Here is an 18,293-nt window from a genome sequence, read left to right on the forward strand (position 1 = left end):
CCTAGTACGAAAGTAGGTGGGTCATGCTGCGACGGTGGGGCTGAGGGTGACGTTGTAGCCGAGGGCCTTCAGGTGCCTGATCGCGTTGTTCTTGGCCCTGGCGGGATCCATCCTGGTGAGGGAGTCCGATCCGGGGTCTTGGTAGCACTCGCCTTGGGCGAGCATGTGCCAGGCGGCCTCGAGGATGGCGTGCTCGGTCGCGACGAGGGCCTTGGTCCGGCCGCGGCGGGCGGCGATCCGCTTGTAGCGGGCGCCGAGGTAGGTGTTTTTGGGGTGTCGGGCGATCGAGAGCGCGGCGGTGCCGAGGGCGCCCTTGAGGTAGCGGTTCCCGGGCCGGGTCTTGCTGGACTTGACCCGTCCGGCGGATTCGTTGTGGCCTGGGACGAGCCCGGCCCAGGAGCAGAGCCGGCCCGGGGTCTGGAAGCGGCTCATGTCGGCCCCGGTTTCCGCGACGACGGTGTCGGCGACGGTGGTGGAGACCCCGGGGATGGTGGCGAGGAAGTCCCTCGCGGCGCGAAAGGGGGACATCGCCTCCTCGATGCGGGCGGTGAGCTGGTCGATCCATTCCGTCATCGAATCGATCCGCTCCAGGTGCATCCGGCAGATGAACGCGTGGTGGTCCGTGAAGCGGCCGGTGAGGGCCTCGACGAGTTCGGGGAGCCGCCGGCGAAGGGTGCCCCGGGCCAGGTCCGCCAGGACCTGCGGGTCGCGTTCGCCGGCGACGAGCGCCTCGAGCATCGCGCGGGCCGAGACCCCGGTCAGCTCCGAGGCGGTCGAGGAGAGCTTGATTCCGGTGGACTCGAGGAACTTCTCCAGCCTGTGGATCTCCCGGGTGCGGTCCTGGGTCGCCAGCGTCCGTGCCCGGGTCAGGTCCCGCAGCTGCCGGACCGGCTCGGGCGGGACGAAGCAGGCGCGCAGCAGCCCGTGCGCGCCGAGCTGGGCCAGCCATGCGGCGTCGGAGACATCCGTTTTGCGGCCCGGGATGTTCCGGGCGGCCTTGGCGTTGACCAGCATCACCGGCAGCACGTCCTCGAAGAGGTAGTAGAAGGGCTTCCAGTAGTCGCTGGTCGCCTCCATCACCACCGTCGTGACCCGCTCGGCCAGCAGCATCTCGCGCAGGGCCAGGATCTCGTTCGTGGTCGCTCCCCAGGTGGTGACTGTGGTGGTGAAGGTCCCGGGCCGTTTGCCCGGGGCGCGGATGGCGACCTTCGCGTCGCGCTTGGAGATGTCGATCCCCGCGGACCTCTCGTGGATCAAATCCATGATGGCGAACCTCCCCTGACAGCAGTGGTCTTCGGTTGTGCGCCTGCCGTGGAGAGGGCTGTTGGGATTCAGGAATCTAGTACTCGTGCTCGAGGCAACAATCCACGGTGCCCGTGGGGGCCCTCCGCGCCACGCTAGCCCACGGGCCAAACCGATGCACCAAGGACGGACCGGCGTCACCGCGGCAGACACCACCATCATCGGTCCCAAACCGGCCCCGGCGATACGCCACGGGCGAGCCGAACCGGAACTTTCGACCGCCACGGCGCGCAGCGGCGCTGGCTCGCTAGCCCCGGCGGGCCCGCCGCGGGCAACGGCCGACAAGCCGCCGGCTCCTTCCGGAGACGCGGCGCCCACTGCCCGGACACCACCGACCGTATCCGCCATCCCCGCCTTCGTCCCGGCGACCGCCCCGCGTCCGCCGTGGCACGACTAGGAGTTCTTCCATGACCACGACCATCAACCGCCGCACCACGGACACGCTCCCCGCCGCCCACGCCTCCCTGTCCCCCGCCGCCCGCAAGTCGCTGGCGGTGCTCCGCATCGCCCTCGGCACCGTGTTCCTGTGGGCCTTCCTGGACAAGACGTTCGGCCTCGGCTTCGCGACCACTCCGGAGAAGGCGTGGGCCGTCGGCGCGGCGCTGCTGCTGGGCGTCGCCCTGCGCGCGGCCGCCGTCGGCGGCACGCTGATCATGGGGCCGATGTGGCTGACCTCCCTGCCGCTTGCGAACAACCCCGTGGTCGACGAGCACGTCGTCTACGCCGCCGCCCTGTGGGTCCTGCATCTCACCGGCGCCGGCCACACGTGGGGCGCCGGCCGGGCCTGGACGGCCCTGCGTCCGCAGTCCGTGCGCCTTCTCGGCTAGGACCCGGGCCACCCCTGACGCCCTGGCGGCCGTCCCGCGCGCTCCGGCGTGCGGGACGGCCGCCGTCCGTGCCTCCCGGCAGCCCCCTGGACGCCCCGGTACGCCCCGCCGGACGCTAGGCGCGCACCGGCTCGTGGTCCTCCTCGGCCCGCGCGTCCCGCGCCGCCTCCCGCCGCCTCCGGGTCGCCGCGTACAGCAGGGCCACCAGGCCCGCGAACGGAACGCCGAACAGCAGCGTCATCCGGAACTCCGGGATGGCCAGGGTGGTGGCAAGGAGGGCCAGCATCAGTGCGGCCCCGACCGCCGACCCCGCCGGGTACCACGGGAGCCGGTAGGCCAGGGCCCGGCCGGCACGCCGGTGGGCCCGGCGGAAGAACAGGTGCGTCACGAAGATCAGCATCCACGTGGACATCGCGCCGAACATCGACAGGGCCATCATGACCGTGAACCCGGTCTCCGGATTCGCCGCATAGACGCACGCGGCCACCGCGATGCCGCCCGCCGAGAGCAGGAGCGCGTTCACGGGCGCGCCGTTCCGGCGGACGGCGCCCAGGGCGCGCGGCGCCTGTCCGGCGCGGGACAGTGAAAACATCATGCGGGTGGAGATGTACAGCTGCGAGTTCATCGCGGAGAGCGCCGCGACAATCACCACGAAGTTCAGGATCGAGTCCGCGTAGGGAATCCCGACGACCTGCATCACGGTGACGAAGGGGCTCCCGCCCGCCAGCAGCCGCCCCACCGGGGCGATGGCGAGGATCAGCGCCAGAGTGAGGATGTAGAACAGGAACAGGCGGGCCACGGTGACGCGGAAGGCGCGCTTCACCGCCGCCCCCGGGTCCTTGGCCTCCCCCGCCGCCACCGCAATCATCTCGATGCTCAGGTAGGAGAAGATCGCGACGACGACACCGAACCACGTGCCGGACAAGCCGCCCGGGAAGAAGCCGCCGTCGGCCGTGTAGTTCGCGAAGCCGTACCCCTCTTGCCCGCCCGGGCGGAGGACCAGAAACCCCGCGACCACGATGAACGCGACGATGGCGAACACCTTGGTCGCCGAGAACCAGTACTCGACGGTCCCGAACGCCTTGACGTTGAGCATGTTGACGCCCAGCAGGACGGCCGAGAAGCCAACGACCCAGAGCACCGGAGGGACCCCGGGGAACCACAGGCCCATGTACTCGCCGACCGCGGTCACCTCGGTGCCCACGGCCAGGACGATGCAGGACCAATACAGGTACTTCACCATAAAGCCGGCGAACGGCCCGATGTAGCGCTCGGCGTACGCGCCGAACGATCCGGTGGTCGCGTGGGCGGCCGTCATCTCCGCGAGCGCCCCCATGAGCAGCAGCGCGATAACGCCGCCGATGGCGTAGCTAAGCAGCACGCTGGGCCCCGCGAAGGAGATGGCGAACTTGCTGCCGAGGAACAGCCCGGTGCCGATCGCGCCGCCGAGGGCGATCATGCCCAGCTGGCGGCCCGTCAGCTCCCAGGACAGGCCGGCCTCGCGGCTGGCGAGGCGGTCCATCGTCGCGTCGAAGTCCCGATTCGTTTCCCGCGCCATCAGGTCACCGCATTCCGGCGCAGGTGCTCGGGCGCGTCCCAGGCCCGGGTGTCCAGCACGTCGCGCAGGGCATCGACGGCGTCCCACACGTCGGCGTGCGAGAGGTAGAGCGGCGTGAGGCCGAAGCGCATGATGCCGGGCTCTCGGTAGTCCCCGATGACGCCGCGGGCGATCAGCGCGCTGACCACGGCATAGGCCTCCGGATGGCGGAAGCTGACGTGGCTGCCGCGCCGGGCGTGCCCGCGCGGGGTCACCAGCTCCAGGCCGTGGGCGGCGCAGCGCTCCTCCACCAGGGCGATGAACAGGTCCCCGAGGGCCAGCGACTTCTCCCGGACCGCGGCCGGGTCGGCCGCCAGCATCAGGTCGACCCCGGTTTCGAGGACCGCCAGGGACGTCACCGGCTGCGTGCCGCACAGGTAGCGCCGGGCCCCGCCCGCCGGGGCGTAGCGGTCGGCCATCGCGAACGGCTCGGCGTGGGACCACCAGCCGGAGAGCGGCTGCCAGAACCGGTCCTGGTGCCTCCGGTTGACCCAGATGAACGCGGGCGACCCGGGCCCCCCGTTGAGGTACTTGTAGGTGCAGCCCACGGCGTAGTCCGCGTCCGCGCCGTTGAGGTCGACCGGGACGGCCCCCGCCGCGTGCGCGAGGTCCCAGACGGCGAGGGCGCCCGCGGCGTGGACCGCCGCCGTCGTGCCCGCCAGGTCCCACATCGCGCCGGTGCGGTAGTTGACGTGGGAGAGGGAGACGACGGCGACGTCGTCGCCGAGCGCCGCCTCGAGGGGAAGGGACTCGTCCACGAGCCGGACCTCGTAGCCGCCGCCGACCGAGTTCAGCAGGTCCGCGAGCCCCTCGGCGATGTACACGTCGGTCGGGAAGTTGTCCCGCTCGGTGACGATGACGCGCCGGCCGGGGGCGTCCTGCTGCTGGATCCGCAGGGCCGAGGCGAGCGCCTTGAACAGGTTCAGCGTGGTCGTGTCCGTCACGACCGCCTCGCCGTCGCGCCCGCCGACCAGCCGGGCGACCTTGTCCCCCAACCGTGCCGGCAGGTCGAACCAGCCGGCGTCGTTCCACGAGCGGATCAGCCCCTGCCCCCACTCCTTGCGGACGACGGCGGCGGCCCGCTCGGCGGCCCCCACCGGCAGCGGCCCCAGCGAATTGCCGTCCAGGTAGACGACCCCCTCCGGAAGCTCGAAGCGCCCGCGGAACGCGGCCAGCGGGTCCCGCGCGTCCGCGGCGGCACAGGCCGCGCGCCCACTGGTCAGGGCGGATGTCGTCGTCATGGTGGACGCCTCTCCTTGGCTGGGTCGGTGATGGCCGCCACAGTGGCGGACGCCGTCCAGCATAGAATCAACAACGGGTCTACGTCCCCACCACCGAATCTTTGCCCAACCAAAGGCAGGAATGCAGTGCTCAATTCATCCGGCATCGCCAACCACCAGGCCGAGCGGAACGACGTTCGGCTCGACGCCGCGGACCTGACGATCCTGCGGGAGCTCGCGCGGGACGCGCGCGTGCCGAACAACGTCCTCGCCGCCCGGGCCGGCATCGCGCCCTCGACCTGCCTCGGGCGCGTCCGCGCCCTGCGCGAATCGGGCGTCATCCGCGGCTACCACGCGGACATCGATCCGCGGAAGCTCGGACTGCAGGTCGGGGCCATGGTCTCGGTGGTGCTTCGCCCCGAGGCGCGGGACCGCATGCTGCCGGCGGCCCGGACCCTGCGGGGGCTCCCGGAGGTCGTGGACGTCTACGTCCTGGGCGGGACGGCCGACCTGCTCGTGCACGCCGTGTGCCCGTCCGTGGAAGCCCTGCGGGACTTCGTGGCCGCCCATCTCGGCGCGAACCCGGCCTTCGCCTCGACGCAGACCAGCCTCGTGTTCGAGCAGCTTCCGGCGCGGCACGAGTCCGCGCGGCCCGCCCCGGGGGCCTAGGATCCGGGCCGGGAGCGCCGGCCGGGTCCTGGGCCCCCGGCGGCCCCGTCAGTCCCCCAGCCGGCCGCCGGACGCGTCCAGATAGCAGTTCCCGCACAGTGACTCGTACGCCACGGCCTCGCCGTCGATGGCGACCTGCTCGCCGTCGAAGACCGTCCGCCCGCCGAGGCGCCGCGTGTTGAAGACGGCCTTGCGCCCGCAGCGGCAGATGGTCTTGAGCTCCTCGAGGCTGTGGGCGAGCTCCATGAGCCGCGCGGCGCCCGGGAAGGACCGGGTCCGGAAGTCGGTGCGGATCCCGTAGGCCAGGACGGGGACGCCGTCGAGCACGGCGATCCGGAACAGGTCCTCGACCTGGCCGGGCTCCAGGAACTGCGCCTCGTCCACGAGCAGGCACGCGACCGGCGGGGACTCCACGTGCTCCAGCAGGGCCTGCGGGTCGTCGCCCGCCGCATGCGCCGCGAACGCGGCGCGCACGTCGTCGCCGGGCTGGACGAGGAAGTCGACGGTGCGCGCCATCCCGAGCCGCGAGACGATCTCGTCGTCGCCCTTCGTGTCCGTGGCCGGCTTGGCCAGCAGCACCCGCTGCCCGCGCTCCTCGTAGTTGAACGCGACCTGCAGCAGCCCGGTGGACTTGCCGGAGTTCATGGCCCCGTAGCGGAAATAGAGCTTGGCCAAGGGGTTCCTTTCGACGGCGGCGGCGTCCCAGTCTACGCGGGCCGCGCCGCCGGCCTCCGACGCCTAGGGCGCCTTCTCCGCGTAGGCCCGGAACGCCTCGAGCTGGCCGGCCTCGGACTCGGCGACCGACCCGCACAGCTCCTCGGCCTCCTCGCGCAGGGTGGGCGCGACGCGCACGCCGACCCGCAGCCGCAGCCGCGTCCAGTCGCCGTCGGGCAGCAGCAGGTAGCCGTACTCGACGTGCACGTCGGCGTCGTCGGCCCCGCTGGCCAGCGTCAGGGCGCTGCCCGGCTCCAGGGTGGACACGGCGAGCTGCCGCTCGTGCCCGCCCGACACGTAGTCGAGGACCTGGCCGGGCGTGGCCGGGCCCTCGGCGTGCATCTCGTCGACGCCCGGCATCCACACGGGCGCCGCCGCCCAGTCGGTCAGCAGGTCCCACACCCGGCGGGCCGGGAGGTGGACCACGGTCTCGTCCTCGAGCGCGGTGATGGTCTCCATACAGGGCATCCTCCCGCTTCCGGCGCTTGGGCGGAAGCGGGAGGATGCGCGCGGCGCGGGTCGGGCTAGGCCTCGGCCTCGATCGCGGCCTTCGCCAACGGGTCGGAGTCGTCGAGGAACCGGGTGATCCGCTCGACCTCCTCCGCCTCCCCGATCGCGCCGGCGGCCCGGCCGAGCGCGTAGAGGGAGCGCAGGAAGCCGCGGTTCGGCTCGTGGCTCCACGGCACGGGGCCCTGGCCGCGCCAGCCGGAGCGGCGCAGCGCGTCCAGCCCGCGGTGGTAGCCGACGCGGGCGTAGGCGTAGGACTCGACGGCGTGGCCGGCCGCGTACGCCTCGTCCGCGAGCAGCGCCCACGGCAGCGACGACGCCGGGAACGCGGCGGCCAGGTCCACCGGCCCGTCGCCGGCGGCGATCCGCGCGTCGACCTCCGGCTCGTGCGGCAGCAGCGTCTCGGGGATGCCGAGCAGGTTCTTGCCCAGGTCCGCCACGGCTACTTGATCGACTTCCCGGCCGAGCCCAGCTGGCGGGCGGCCTCGGCGACGCGGGCGGCCATGGTCTCCTCGGCCTTGGCGCCCCACACGCGCGGGTCGTAGGCCTTCTTGTTGCCGACCTCGCCGTCGACCTTCAGGACGCCGTCATAGTTCTGGAACATGTGCCCCGCGACGGGGCGCGTGAACGCGTACTGGGTGTCGGTGTCGATGTTCATCTTGATGACGCCGTAGGAGACCGCGTCGGAGATCTCCTGCTCGGACGAGCCGGACCCGCCGTGGAAGACCAGGTCGAAGGGCATGTCCTTGCCGAGCTTCGCGCCGACCTCGGCCTGGATCTCCTTGAGGATCTCCGGGCGCAGCTTGACGTTGCCCGGCTTGTAGACGCCGTGCACGTTGCCGAACGTCAGCGCGGTGATGTAGCGGCCGTGCTCGCCGGAGCCCAGGGCCTCGATGGTCGCCATCGCGTCGGCGACGGTGGTGTAGAGCTTCTCGTTGATGGCGTTCTCGACGCCGTCCTCCTCGCCGCCCACGGTGCCGATCTCGACCTCGAGGATCTGCTTCGCCGCCGCCGTGCGGGGCAGCAGGTCCTTGGCGATGCGCAGGTTCTCCTCGAGCGTCTCCGCCGAGCCGTCCCACATGTGGGAGTTGAAGTAGGGGTCGCGGCCGGCCTTGACCTCGGCCTCGGAGGCCTCCAGCAGCGGCAGCACGAAGCCGTCCAGCTTGTCCTTGGGGCAGTGGTCCGTGTGCAGGGCGATGTTCACGCCGTGGGACTTGGCGACCTCGCGCGCGAACGCGGCGAAGCCGAGCGACCCGGCGACCATGTCCTTCACGCTCGGGCCCGACCAGTACGCGGCCCCGCCGGTGGAGACCTGGATGATGCCGTCCGACTCGGCCTCGGCGAAGCCGCGGATCGCCGCGTTCAGCGTCTGGGAGCTGGTCACGTTCACGGCCGGGAAGGCGTAGCCGCCGCTCTTGGCGGCGTCGATCATCTCGTTGTACTTGTCCGGGGTGGCGATGGGCATACCGACTCCTAGCTGGATGGTGGGAGTTTGACCTCGTTGGCTGCCTCCCATCCTAGCGACCCGGACCACAGTCCCGGTCCCGCGTGACGGCCCCGGTCCACGGGCCAGGGCCTCCATCACGGCAGGGGGCCCGCCGGCCGCCGCGGGGGCCTAGACTCGCGAGTGCCGGGCCCGGGCCGGGTCCGGCACCGCCGACCCAAGGAGGCGCCGTGACCGTATCGCCGCTCGTGTGGACGCTGACGCTGGCCCTGATCGTCGGGCTGCTCGCGTTCGACTACTTCTTCCACGTCCGCAAGGCGCACGTGCCCACGCTGCGCGAATCCGCGGTCTGGTCCGCGGCCTACGTGGGCATCGCGATCCTGTTCGGGGTCGGCGTCCTCGTCTGGGGCGGCCCGACGCCCGGCGGGGAGTACTTCGCCGGGTACATCACGGAGAAGGCGCTCTCGGTGGACAACCTGTTCGTGTTCCTCGTGATCATGGCCAGCTTCCGGGTCCCCCGCGAGGACCAGCAGAAGGTCCTGCTGTTCGGCATCGTGTTCGCGCTGATCGCCCGGACCGTGTTCATCCTCCTCGGGGCGGCGCTGATCAACGCGTTCGCGTGGGTGTTCTACCTCTTCGGCATCATCCTGCTGGCCACGGCCGGGAACCTGCTCAAGCCGGACACCCACGACCAGGAGAACATCATGGTGCGCCTCGTGCGCCGGTTCCTTCCGGCCTCGGAGCGCTACGACGGGGACAAGCTGTTCACCGTCGAGAACGGCCGGCGCGTCCTGACGCCGATGCTGCTGGTGATGATCGCGATCGGCGGGACGGACATCCTGTTCGCGCTGGACTCGGTCCCGGCCATCTACGGGCTCACCCAGGACGTGTTCATCGTCCTGACCGCGACCGCGTTCTCGCTCCTGGGCCTGCGCCAGCTGTACTTCCTGCTGGACGGGCTCCTGGACCGGCTGATTTTCCTGTCGTTCGGCCTGGCGGCCATCCTCGCGTTCATCGGCGTCAAGCTGTTCCTGCACGCCCTGCACGAGAACAACGTGCCGTTCATCAACGAGGGTCAACCCGTGGACGTCGTCGAGATCTCGACGGGCCTGTCCCTGACCGTGATCATCGGCATCCTGGTCCTGACCGTGTTGGCGTCGCTGTTCAGCGGGGCCGGGCGGGCCAACACCGCCGTGAACAACGCGCGGCGCCACGCCGAGAACTACCTCGATACCGACTACACGACCGACCCGTCCGAGCGCGAGCGCATCTACCGCCTGTTGGTGGCCGAGGAGGAGGCCATCGGCCGGATGGAGCGCAAGCACCGCGACCGGGTCAAGGACATCGAGGAGATCCGGGCGCGCGTGCGCGAGGCCCACGCGCGGCGCGAGCGGCTCGGCGACGGCGCGTAGCGGCCGGGGGCGGCGCGTAGCGGCCGGCCCGGCGGCGCCGCCGCCGTCGCCCGCGGAAGCGCGACGGCGGGGCCGCCGGCTACGGCGCCGTCGGACGCTGCCCGAACACGTGCCGCCGGACCCACGCGTGCATCGCGATCCCGGCCGCGGAGGCCGCGTTGATGGAGCGGGTGGAGCCGAACTGCTCGATGCTCAGGGTCGCCTCGGCGGCCGCGTGGACCTCCTCGGACAGGCCCGGGCCCTCCTGGCCGAAGACCAGCACGCACCGCCGCGGCAGCTCGTACGTCTCCAGCGGCACGGAGTCGGGGAAGATGTCGACCCCGATGACGGCCAGCCCCTCGGCGGCGGCCCAGGCGGTGAAGTCGGCGACCGTCGGGTGGTGGCGCACGTGCTGGTAGCGGTCGGTGACCATGGCCCCGCGCCGGTTCCAGCGCCGCCGGCCGATGATGTGCACCTCGCGGGCCAGGAACGCGTTGGCGGTGCGGACCACCGTGCCGATGTTCAGGTCGTGCTGCCAGTTCTCGATGGCGATGTGGAAGTCGTGGCGGCGCGTGTCCAGGTCCGCGACGATCGCCTCGTGGCGCCAGTAGCGGTAGCGGTCGACGACGTTGCGCCGGTCCCCGTGCTCGAGCAGCTGCGGGTCGTAGTGCCCGCCCTCGGGCCAGGGGCCCTCCCACGGGCCGACGCCGACCTCGGCGGGGACGGTCTGGGGCGCCGCGCCGGGCACGGGCGCATCGGTCTCGCTCACCCCGACAGCGTAGTCGGTGGCACACTGTCCTGACCGGACGGGAGGAGGTGGGCCGTGGCCCTGGTCGACAACGCGGTGTACGCGGACGGGCGGCGCGTCGAGGACCCGGCGAGCCTCTCGGAGACGTTCGAGCACATGAAGGACCACGGCGGCATGGCCTGGCTGGGCCTGTACCGGCCCGAGCCCCGGGAACTGGACGCCGTCGCCGAGGAGCTGGGCCTGCATGCCCTGGCCGTCGAGGACACGCTGCACGGGCACCAGCGCTCCAAGCTGGACCTCTACGGCACGCACAGCCTGCTGGTGCTGCGTCCGGCCCGCTACCTGGACGCCGAGGAGAAGGTCGAGTTCGGGGAGCTGCACGTCTACAGCGGCGAGGACTTCGTGGTCACGGTCCGCCACGCCGAGTCGCCCGACCTGGCCGCCGTCCGCCGGCGGATGGAGGCCGAGCCGCAGCTGTTGGCGCTCGGGCCGCCCGCCGTCGTCTACGCGGTCGCCGACCAGGTGGTGGACGAGTACGAGCCGGTCGTCGAGGGTTTGGCCAACGACATCGACGAGATCGAGGACGCGCTGTTCTCCGGGAACCTGGACGTCTCCCGGCGCATCTACGAGCTCTCCCGCGAGGTGATCGAGCTGCAGCGCGCCACGGCCCCGCTCGAGCCGATCCTCGCCCGGCTGCGCCGCGGCCTGGGGCAGGAGACCGCCCTCCTGGAGCTGGACCGCGCCCTGAACGACGTCCAGGACCACGCCATCCGGCTCTCCGAGCGGATCCAGTCCTTCCGCGCCCTGCTGGCCAACGCCCTGTCGCTCTCCGCGACCCTGACGTCCGAGCGCGTCGCCGCGGCCGGGCTGGAGCAGAACGAGCAGATGAAGCGCATCTCCGCGTGGGCCGCGATCCTGTTCGCCCCGTCGCTGGTCGGCAGCATCTACGGCATGAACTTCGACCACATGCCCGAGCTGCACTGGGTCTTCGGCTACCCCGCCGCGCTGGGGCTGATGGCGGCCCTGGCGGTCGGGCTGTTCATCGTCTTCCGGAGCAACCGGTGGCTGTGAACCCGAACGGGCGCGTGCCGGGAGTGCTCAACCTGCGGCCCGTCGTCGCGGGCCTCGTCTACCGCTCGAGCGCCCCCTTCGGGTGGGACGCGGTGCGGATCGGCGCGTTCCTGGCCGAGCACGGCATCCAGACGGTCGTGGACCTGCGCTCCCCCGCCGAGAGCGCCCTGGTCCCGTGGCTGCTCGAGGCCCGGGCGGAGGGCGGGCGCCTGCCGGAGCTGCTCTCCGCGCCGCTGGACCCGACGGAGGGCCGGCCGCACCAGGCGCGGCGGCTCGACTCCGCCGACGACCTGGCCGAGCTCTACCTGTGGTGGACCGAGTCCCGCCCGGACATGGTGGTGCGCGCCGTCGCCCCGATCGCCGCGGGCCGCACCACCCTCCTGCACTGTTCCGCCGGCAAGGACCGCACGGGCGTGCTCGCCGCCGTCGTCCGCCTCGCCGCCGGGGACGCGCGCGGCGACGTGGTGGCGGACTACGCGCGGACGACGGCGGAGCTGCCCGCCGTGCTGGAGGCCCTCCGGGGCGTCTACGGGCGCCTGCACCCGGAGGCCGCCCGCCGGGCGTACGCGGCGGAGAACCCGCCGGTGATCCTCACCGCTCCGGTGGCGGCGATGGAGCGCTTCCTGGACGTGTTCCTGGAGCGGTACGGGTCCGTGGAGGGCTACCTGAGGGCCGGAGGCATGGCGCCCGGGGACGTCTCGGGGCTCGTGGACAGGCTGCGGGCGGCCGCCGGGCGGTGACAGGAGGGCCGGTCAGGCGCGCGGCGGGTACTTCCCCTCCGCGAGGATGCGGCGGTTGAGCTCGCCGAGGAACAGGTCCTCGTCGAAGTCCAGCGAAACCTCCCGCCCGAGCCAGCTGGAGAGGTGGATGGCGTTGGCGAGCCGCACCCCGTGGATGCCGTCCGTCCCCGGGGCCAGCAGCGGCGTCCCGTCGGCCAGGTGCCGGGCGAAGTTCTCCAGCACGCCGCAGTGCTGGCGCCACCGCTCCGTCTCGAACTCCAGCACCTCCCGCGTGCCGAAAGCGGAGGCGTCCAGCTCGCCGCGGAACAGGCGGGCCGCCTCGGCGGGCTCCATGGAGTCGCTGATCTCCCGCTCGGGCCGCACCAGGCGCGTCACCGTGGCCCGCGACCCCTCGACGACGATCTTGCCAGCGTCTCCGAGGATCTCGAGCCGGTCCGTGCCGACGAGGTCGTGGGTGCCGGTCACGAACGTGCCCGTCGCGCCGGCGCCGTAGTCCACCAGGGCCGTGACCTCGTCCTCGACGGCGATGTCCCGCCGGAAGCCGTAGGCGACTTTCGCGTAGACGGAGCGCGGGACGCCACAGATCCACTGCCAGAGGTCCAGTTGGTGGGGCGCCTGGTTGACCAGCACCCCGCCGCCCTCGCCGCCCCACGTGGCCCGCCACTCGGACTGCTCGTAGTAGGCCTGCGGGCGCCACCATGCGGTGGCGATCCAGTTTGTGCGGCGGAGGCCGCCGATCTCGCCCGCGTCGACGATCCGCTTGACCTCCCGGAAGAGCGGATGGTGGCGCTGGTTGAACATGACGGCGAACGGCGTGGCCGGGTTGCGGGCCGCGGCCGCCATGAGCTCCCGGGCCTGGGCGGTGTAGACGCCGAGCGGCTTCTCGACGATGACGGGGACGCCGCGCTCCAGCGCGTCGATACCCACGCCGGGGTGGAGGTAGTGCGGCACGCAGGTGACGACGGCGTCGGCGGCGCCGCTGTCCATCAGCTCCCGGTGCCCGGCGAACCGGGGCACGTCGGGGTACAGCCCGCGGGCCAGTTCGAGGCGCATGGGGTCGGTGTCGGCGATGGCTCCAATGGCCATGCCCGGCACCCTGCCCGCGCGGAGGTACTCCGCGTACAGGCCCCCTGGGCCCCGAAGCCGACGATCCCGAGGCGCACCGGCGCCGCCGTGGCCCTAGGCAAAACGAACCCCCTCCGACTCGGCCAGGCGGCGGAACGCCCGCGCCGCCTCGCCGAAGGCCCGGGGGCCGGAGAACCCGCCCCACCGGTCGCCGCTGGCCAGGTGGGGTTCGAGCGTGGCGCATCCCGAGTAGCCGTCCGCGGCCAGTGCCGCGACCGTCTCCCGGAGCTCGCCGTCGCCCTCGCCCGGCGCCACGACCCGCCCGGTGGCGGCCAGGGCATCCTTGATGTGGACGTGCTCGAGGTAGGGGCGCAGCGCCTGGTAGCCGTCCGTGTGCGGGCGCAGACCGGCCTGCACGAAGTTCGCGCTGTCCCACGCGACCCGCAGCGCCGGCGAGCCGACGGTCGCCATGATGTCGAGGACGCGTTCGGGGGTGTCCCCGTAGATGCCTTTCTCGTTTTCGTGGACGAGCACGACGCCCTCGGCCTCGGCCTCGGCGGCGAAGAGCCGCAGGCGCTCCATCACGACCCCGCGGATGTCCCGGGGCTTCTCGTCCCGCGCCCGGTAGAACGAGAAGATCCGCACGTAGGGCGCCTCCAACGCCTGCGCCGTCGCGATGACGGCCCGGAGCCTGGCCAGCTCCCGGTCCACCGGGGCGTCGGCCGGGACCTTGCCGACGGGCGACGCGATTGCTGAGACTCCGAGGCCCCGGTCGCGCAGGATCCCGGCGAGCCGCCGCACGGCCGCGGGGTCGAAATCGGCGACGTTGACGCCCCACGCGGAGCGGACCTCGATGCGGCTGGCCCCGAGCGCCAGCAGGACCGCGGCCTGCACCTCGGGGTCGGGGTCGATCTCGTCGCCGAATCCGGACAGGGGCCAGGTCCGGGAGGCTGCGCCCATCGGTCGCCTTTCGTCGCCGGGGTGCCGCCTGGCCGCGGCGACCGCCGGGCGCGGCCGAGCGGGCGGCACGGTGCCCATGGTCCCGGGCCGCCCGCCCCACCGCAATGGTTGCCGGCCCCGGCCCGCGACGCCCTCAGCCCCCGGGACGCCCCCGGCCCGGGACGCCCCGGCCGGGCGGCCGGTTTGGTGGCGTCCTAGTCGAGCCCGAGCTCGTCCTTGCCGAAGGCGGCGAGGTAGGGCACTCCGGCCTCGGCCTCGATGCGCTCCTTGGCCCCGGTGTCGCGGTCCACGATCACGGCGACGGCGCGGACGTTGCCGCCGGCCTTGGACACGCCCTCGACCGCGGTCAGGGCCGAGCCGCCGGTCGTGGAGGTGTCCTCGAGGACGACGACGTCGCGGCCCTCGACGGACGGGCCCTCCACCTGGCGGCCCATGCCGTAGGACTTCTGGGCCTTGCGCACCACGAACGCGTCGACGTCGCGGCCGGACTCCCGGGCCGCGTGCATGATCGCCGTGCCGACCGGGTCCGCGCCCATGGTCAGGCCGCCGGCGTTCGTGAAGGCGACGCCGGCGTCGTCGAGCATCCGCAGCATCACTCGCCCCACCAGGGCCGAGGCCTCGTGGTGCAGCGTGATCCGGCGCAGGTCGATGTAGTAGTCGGCCTCCTTGCCGGAGGAGAGCGTCACCTTCCCGCGGACCACCGCGAGTTCCTTGATGAGTTCGAGCAGGCGGGCGCGGTCGGCGGTGTGCGATTCCATGCGCCCGATTCTAGTGGTGGGACGCCCGTTTCCCGGGGACACCCCCGGCGTTATGGTGGGGGCATGACCGCACGCCAACCGCTGGGCTACTGGCTCAAGACCCTCGACGCCCTGATCACCGAGCAGTTCACCGACTCCCTGGAGGAGCACGGGGTCACCCGGCTGCAGTGGCAGCTGCTCAACGTGCTCTCCCGCGGGCCCGCGACCGAGGCGGACCTCGGTGCGCTGCTGGCGCCGTTCTTCGGGGACGAGCCGGACGACGACGAGCCGTCGTCGCCCGCCGAGCACCTGGCCGAGCTGGTCGAGTCGGGCTGGGTCGCCCACGAGGAGGGCACCTACACCCTGACCGAGCGCGGCGCCACGAGCATGGACCGCCTGACGGAGATTGTGGACGGCATGCGGGAGGAGTCCTCGGCCGGGGTCTCCGAGGACGACTACGCCACGACGGTCGCGACCCTGCGGCGGATGGCCAGCAACCTGGGCTGGACCGACCCGCAGGAGGGCGGCGCGTGAGCGAAGCCCCCGTCCCGGTCCCCATCACCGACGTCACCCCGGGCGAGGTCTACCACGGCACCCGCGAGCCGGACGCGGTCCCGGCGCGCGGCCCGGAGGTCACCTCGCCCGAGGCGGTCGCCCGCTTCCTGGACCGGCGGGACATCGTCCGGCACGGACGGCACTACGCGCTCGTCAACGACTCGCTGACGCCGCACCAGGCGATGGTCGAGGACCTGCTGTTCGTCCGCCGCGTCCTCGAGGACGCGGACATCGACTACCTGTTGGTGCGCGGCAACGACGCGCGCCCCGTCGTCGCCGTCGACTGGCGCCGCCGGAAGGACCTGCGCCACGCGCTCGTGGCGGCGTGCCGGGACGAGCCGTTCTATTCGCTCGGCGTCGACACGCGCAAGGGCAAGGCCCTGCTCGTGGCCGACGGCCGGCTCTCCTCCAGCGGCAAGTCCCGCATGTTCCGGCTGTACCGCCCGCGCGTCGAACCGGCCGGCGGGCTGCACTACGGCCAGAACACGGGCGTGCAGATCGAGCTGTGGCGGTGGACGAACGACGGGATGCTCCACCTGCCGATCGAGAATTCGCTGACGCGCACCACGCTGCCCGCGGCCGAGGCCGTGCGCGGCACGGTCAAGCGCTTCGGGCTGGAGTGGCCCACGATCGAGAACATGTTCGCGGACCACGCCACGGACATCGACTTCCCCATCGACATCGTCTTCTCCTGGGTGGACGGCAACGACCCGGACTTCCAGCGCTACCGGGCCTCGTTCATGGAGGACGCGGTGGTGGGCGAGGGGGACGACGCCGAGGCCCGCTACCGGCAGATCAACGAGCTGAAGTACGCGCTGCGCTCGCTGCACATGTTCGCCCCGTGGATCCGGCACGTGTTCATCTGCACGGACTCCCCGGTCCCGCAGTGGCTTGACGCCGAGCACCCGGACATCACGATCGTGCGCGCGGCGGACCACTTCAGGGACCCCTCCGTCCTGCCCACGTTCAACTCGCAGGCCATCGAGTCCCAGTTGCAGCACATCGACGGGCTGAGCGAGTACTTCCTGTACTCCAACGACGACATGTTCTTCGGCCGGACGGTCGGCCCGGACATGTTCTTCTCCCCCGGCGGCGTCACGAAGTTCATCGAGGCGTCCACGCGGATCGGGCTGGGCGACAACCACCTGGACCGTTCCGGGTTCGAGAACGCCGCCCGCGTCAACCGGCGACTGCTGCACAACCGGTTCGGCCGCATCACCACCCGGCACCTCGAGCACACGGCGGCCCCGCTGCGCCGGAGCGTGCTGCTGGAGATGGAGGAGGTCTTCGCGGACGAGTTCTCCTCGACGGCGGCCAGCCGGTTCCGGGCCAAGGACAACATCTCCGTGACGAACTCGCTCTACCACTACTACGCGCTCCTCACGGGCCGGGCGGTCACGCAGGAGACCGCGAAGGTCAAGTACGTGGACACCACCATGCGCGCCGGCCTGCGGAAGCTCGAGAAGCTGCTCGAGAAGCGCAACCAGGACTTCTTCTGCCTCAACGACGGCTCGTTCCCCGAGGTCTCGGCCAAGGAGCGGCAGGAGGCCGTCGTGTCCTTCCTGGACCAGTACTTCCCGATCCCGGCGCCCTGGGAGAAGCCGCAGCCGTAGCCGCGCGGGGTCGTGTGCCCCACCTGCCCGGCCCAGGCGCCCCACCAGCCCGGTCCGTGGAGCTGCGCATGGGCCTGCGTGCACCGCATGGGGTTGCAACGTCATGCGCCGCCCGCACGGTCATGCGCGGGCGCGGGCGGGCGGCGCCGTAGCCCCCTACACGTTCTGCAGGGACCGGCGGGGCGCGCCGATCCCGCGCGCCGCCAGGCGCCGCGCCACCTCCGCCGGCGGGACCTCCTCGCCCACGGTGGCCCCGCCGCCGGCCGGGACGACGGAGTGCACCACGGTTTGGGCGTAGACGTGGACCAGGTTGTAGGACTGGGCGGCGTCGCGGCCGCGGGTGCCGCGGATCCCGGTGGCGGGGTCGACGTCGCCGGCCAGGTCCTGCGTGTAGCAGGTGGCCGAGGCGACGGAGACGGGGACCCCCGCGAACTGGGCGTGCGTCGAGTAGTGCAGGTGCCCGCCGAGGATGGCGCGCACGTCCGTGCCGGACAGGGCCTCGGCGAGCCGGGCCTGGCCGCGCAGCTCGACCAGCGCGGCCAGCGGCTGGACGCTCGGCACGGGAGGGTGGTGCAGGGCCAGGAGCGTGCCCTCCGGGGCGGGGACCTCCAGCACGGAGCGCAGCCAGTCCAACTGGGCGTCGGCTAGCGCGCCGTGGTGCGCGCCGGGGACGGTCGTGTCCAGCGCGACGATGCGCAGCCCGCCGAGCCAGTGGACCTCGTCCAGCGGGGCGGTGTCCGGGGCGGTCCCGGCGAGGTGGGCGCGCAGGTGGGCGCGGTCGTCGTGGTTGCCCATGACCCAGATCGGCACGGCCCCGAGGCGCTCGGCGGCGGGTTCGACGATCGCCCGGAGCCGCCGGTAGGCGTCGGGCTCGCCCCGGTCGGCCAGGTCACCGGTGAACACGAGCGCCTCGGGCCGGGCCCCGGAGTTCTCGACCTCGGCCATGACCAGGCGGAGGCGCTCCTCGGCGTCGACGGCCCCGCACAGGCGGCGGCCCTCCCCCACCAGGTGCGTGTCGCTGACGTGCAGCAGGAAGTGCGTCGGTGCCGGGTGCTCCGGCCGGATCGAGTCCATCGCCATCGTTGTCCGTCCTGCCTCGGCGCAGGCCCCGCTGGTGCGGGGCTTCGGTTCCG

Annotated in this window: 19 protein-coding genes; 7 read left to right on the top strand and 12 right to left on the bottom strand. The window is 72.4% G+C overall.

The window, feature by feature from the left end:
- Window positions 1-21: 21 nt before the first annotated feature.
- A complete protein-coding gene (locus AC1Q5D_RS13625; RefSeq protein ID WP_481737057.1) occupies window positions 22-1,263 on the bottom strand; it encodes an IS110 family RNA-guided transposase in 1,242 nt (413 codons plus the stop codon).
- 446 nt (window positions 1,264-1,709) lie between these two features.
- Between AC1Q5D_RS13625 and AC1Q5D_RS13630 the strand changes: the two genes are divergently transcribed.
- Window positions 1,710-2,129: a DoxX family protein gene (locus AC1Q5D_RS13630; protein ID WP_481739007.1), complete on the top strand. Its 420-nt coding sequence runs from the start codon at window positions 1,710-1,712 to the stop codon at window positions 2,127-2,129.
- Window positions 2,130-2,244: 115 nt separating this feature from the next.
- Here the strand turns inward: AC1Q5D_RS13630 and AC1Q5D_RS13635 are convergent, their stop codons facing one another.
- A complete protein-coding gene (locus tag AC1Q5D_RS13635) occupies window positions 2,245-3,687 on the bottom strand; it encodes an amino acid permease (protein ID WP_481739008.1) in 1,443 nt (480 codons plus the stop codon).
- Window positions 3,687-4,967: a kynureninase gene (kynU, locus tag AC1Q5D_RS13640; protein ID WP_481739009.1), complete on the bottom strand. Its 1,281-nt coding sequence runs from the start codon at window positions 4,965-4,967 to the stop codon at window positions 3,687-3,689. The genes AC1Q5D_RS13635 and kynU overlap by 1 nt, the downstream gene beginning before the upstream one ends.
- A gap of 126 nt (window positions 4,968-5,093) precedes the next feature.
- On the opposite strand from kynU, the gene AC1Q5D_RS13645 reads away from it, so the two are divergent.
- The gene (locus AC1Q5D_RS13645; protein ID WP_481739010.1) at window positions 5,094-5,615 is read left to right on the top strand and encodes an Lrp/AsnC family transcriptional regulator; all 522 of its coding nucleotides are present in this window, start codon (window positions 5,094-5,096) and stop codon (window positions 5,613-5,615) included.
- A gap of 48 nt (window positions 5,616-5,663) precedes the next feature.
- On the opposite strand, the gene AC1Q5D_RS13650 is transcribed toward AC1Q5D_RS13645, so the two are convergent.
- From AC1Q5D_RS13650 to fbaA, 4 genes are all read right to left on the bottom strand, one after another.
- Window positions 5,664-6,290 carry a thymidine kinase gene (locus tag AC1Q5D_RS13650; RefSeq protein WP_481739011.1) on the bottom strand — a complete coding sequence of 209 codons (627 nt, stop codon included), beginning with the start codon at window positions 6,288-6,290 and terminating at the stop codon, window positions 5,664-5,666.
- 63 nt (window positions 6,291-6,353) lie between these two features.
- Window positions 6,354-6,788 (bottom strand): SRPBCC family protein, encoded by a 435-nt coding sequence (locus AC1Q5D_RS13655; protein ID WP_481739012.1) that lies wholly within the window; start codon window positions 6,786-6,788, stop codon window positions 6,354-6,356.
- A 65-nt stretch (window positions 6,789-6,853) separates the two neighbouring features.
- Window positions 6,854-7,276 (bottom strand): DUF3151 domain-containing protein, encoded by a 423-nt coding sequence (locus AC1Q5D_RS13660; protein ID WP_481739013.1) that lies wholly within the window; start codon window positions 7,274-7,276, stop codon window positions 6,854-6,856.
- 2 nt (window positions 7,277-7,278) lie between these two features.
- Window positions 7,279-8,301 (bottom strand): class II fructose-bisphosphate aldolase, encoded by a 1,023-nt coding sequence (gene fbaA / locus AC1Q5D_RS13665; protein WP_481739014.1) that lies wholly within the window; start codon window positions 8,299-8,301, stop codon window positions 7,279-7,281.
- 209 nt (window positions 8,302-8,510) lie between these two features.
- On the opposite strand from fbaA, the gene AC1Q5D_RS13670 reads away from it, so the two are divergent.
- Window positions 8,511-9,692: a TerC family protein gene (locus AC1Q5D_RS13670; protein WP_481739015.1), complete on the top strand. Its 1,182-nt coding sequence runs from the start codon at window positions 8,511-8,513 to the stop codon at window positions 9,690-9,692.
- A gap of 79 nt (window positions 9,693-9,771) precedes the next feature.
- Here the strand turns inward: AC1Q5D_RS13670 and AC1Q5D_RS13675 are convergent, their stop codons facing one another.
- Window positions 9,772-10,440, bottom strand: a complete 669-nt coding sequence (locus AC1Q5D_RS13675) for a TrmH family RNA methyltransferase (RefSeq protein WP_481739016.1) — start codon at window positions 10,438-10,440, stop codon at window positions 9,772-9,774.
- A gap of 54 nt (window positions 10,441-10,494) precedes the next feature.
- On the opposite strand from AC1Q5D_RS13675, the gene AC1Q5D_RS13680 reads away from it, so the two are divergent.
- Window positions 10,495-11,490: a magnesium and cobalt transport protein CorA gene (locus tag AC1Q5D_RS13680; RefSeq protein ID WP_481739017.1), complete on the top strand. Its 996-nt coding sequence runs from the start codon at window positions 10,495-10,497 to the stop codon at window positions 11,488-11,490.
- Window positions 11,481-12,230 (top strand): tyrosine-protein phosphatase, encoded by a 750-nt coding sequence (locus AC1Q5D_RS13685; protein ID WP_481739018.1) that lies wholly within the window; start codon window positions 11,481-11,483, stop codon window positions 12,228-12,230. Before AC1Q5D_RS13680 ends, AC1Q5D_RS13685 begins: the two co-directional genes overlap by 10 nt.
- Window positions 12,231-12,242: 12 nt before the next feature.
- Here the strand turns inward: AC1Q5D_RS13685 and AC1Q5D_RS13690 are convergent, their stop codons facing one another.
- The 3 genes from AC1Q5D_RS13690 to pyrE form a co-directional block, all read right to left on the bottom strand.
- Window positions 12,243-13,316 (bottom strand): Gfo/Idh/MocA family protein, encoded by a 1,074-nt coding sequence (locus AC1Q5D_RS13690; protein ID WP_481739019.1) that lies wholly within the window; start codon window positions 13,314-13,316, stop codon window positions 12,243-12,245.
- 93 nt (window positions 13,317-13,409) lie between these two features.
- Window positions 13,410-14,255 carry a sugar phosphate isomerase/epimerase family protein gene (locus AC1Q5D_RS13695; protein ID WP_481739020.1) on the bottom strand — a complete coding sequence of 282 codons (846 nt, stop codon included), beginning with the start codon at window positions 14,253-14,255 and terminating at the stop codon, window positions 13,410-13,412.
- A 194-nt stretch (window positions 14,256-14,449) separates the two neighbouring features.
- Window positions 14,450-15,013: an orotate phosphoribosyltransferase gene (pyrE, locus tag AC1Q5D_RS13700; RefSeq protein WP_481739021.1), complete on the bottom strand. Its 564-nt coding sequence runs from the start codon at window positions 15,011-15,013 to the stop codon at window positions 14,450-14,452.
- Between the two features lie 63 nt (window positions 15,014-15,076).
- Here pyrE and AC1Q5D_RS13705 point away from each other — a divergent pair, with 63 nt between their 5' ends.
- A complete protein-coding gene (locus tag AC1Q5D_RS13705; protein WP_481739022.1) occupies window positions 15,077-15,526 on the top strand; it encodes a MarR family winged helix-turn-helix transcriptional regulator in 450 nt (149 codons plus the stop codon).
- Complete coding sequence (locus tag AC1Q5D_RS13710) at window positions 15,523-17,160, top strand: stealth family protein (RefSeq protein WP_481739023.1); 1,638 nt, start codon at window positions 15,523-15,525, stop codon at window positions 17,158-17,160. The genes AC1Q5D_RS13705 and AC1Q5D_RS13710 overlap by 4 nt, the downstream gene beginning before the upstream one ends.
- A gap of 156 nt (window positions 17,161-17,316) precedes the next feature.
- On the opposite strand, the gene AC1Q5D_RS13715 is transcribed toward AC1Q5D_RS13710, so the two are convergent.
- Window positions 17,317-18,234: a phosphodiesterase gene (locus AC1Q5D_RS13715; RefSeq protein WP_481739024.1), complete on the bottom strand. Its 918-nt coding sequence runs from the start codon at window positions 18,232-18,234 to the stop codon at window positions 17,317-17,319.
- Window positions 18,235-18,293 lie beyond the last annotated feature (59 nt).

This window comes from Arthrobacter paludis, assembly GCF_056782315.1.

Coding starts and splice junctions, on each gene's coding strand:
- AC1Q5D_RS13625 (WP_481737057.1), bottom strand. CDS start 1,263: ATGGATTTGATCCACGAGAGGTCCGCGGGGATCGACATCTCCAAGCGC.
- AC1Q5D_RS13630 (WP_481739007.1), top strand. CDS start 1,710: ATGACCACGACCATCAACCGCCGCACCACGGACACGCTCCCCGCCGCC.
- AC1Q5D_RS13635 (WP_481739008.1), bottom strand. CDS start 3,687: ATGGCGCGGGAAACGAATCGGGACTTCGACGCGACGATGGACCGCCTC.
- kynU (WP_481739009.1), bottom strand. CDS start 4,967: ATGACGACGACATCCGCCCTGACCAGTGGGCGCGCGGCCTGTGCCGCC.
- AC1Q5D_RS13655 (WP_481739012.1), bottom strand. CDS start 6,788: ATGGAGACCATCACCGCGCTCGAGGACGAGACCGTGGTCCACCTCCCG.
- fbaA (WP_481739014.1), bottom strand. CDS start 8,301: ATGCCCATCGCCACCCCGGACAAGTACAACGAGATGATCGACGCCGCC.
- AC1Q5D_RS13690 (WP_481739019.1), bottom strand. CDS start 13,316: ATGGCCATTGGAGCCATCGCCGACACCGACCCCATGCGCCTCGAACTG.
- AC1Q5D_RS13695 (WP_481739020.1), bottom strand. CDS start 14,255: ATGGGCGCAGCCTCCCGGACCTGGCCCCTGTCCGGATTCGGCGACGAG.
- pyrE (WP_481739021.1), bottom strand. CDS start 15,013: ATGGAATCGCACACCGCCGACCGCGCCCGCCTGCTCGAACTCATCAAG.
- AC1Q5D_RS13705 (WP_481739022.1), top strand. CDS start 15,077: ATGACCGCACGCCAACCGCTGGGCTACTGGCTCAAGACCCTCGACGCC.
- AC1Q5D_RS13715 (WP_481739024.1), bottom strand. CDS start 18,234: ATGGACTCGATCCGGCCGGAGCACCCGGCACCGACGCACTTCCTGCTG.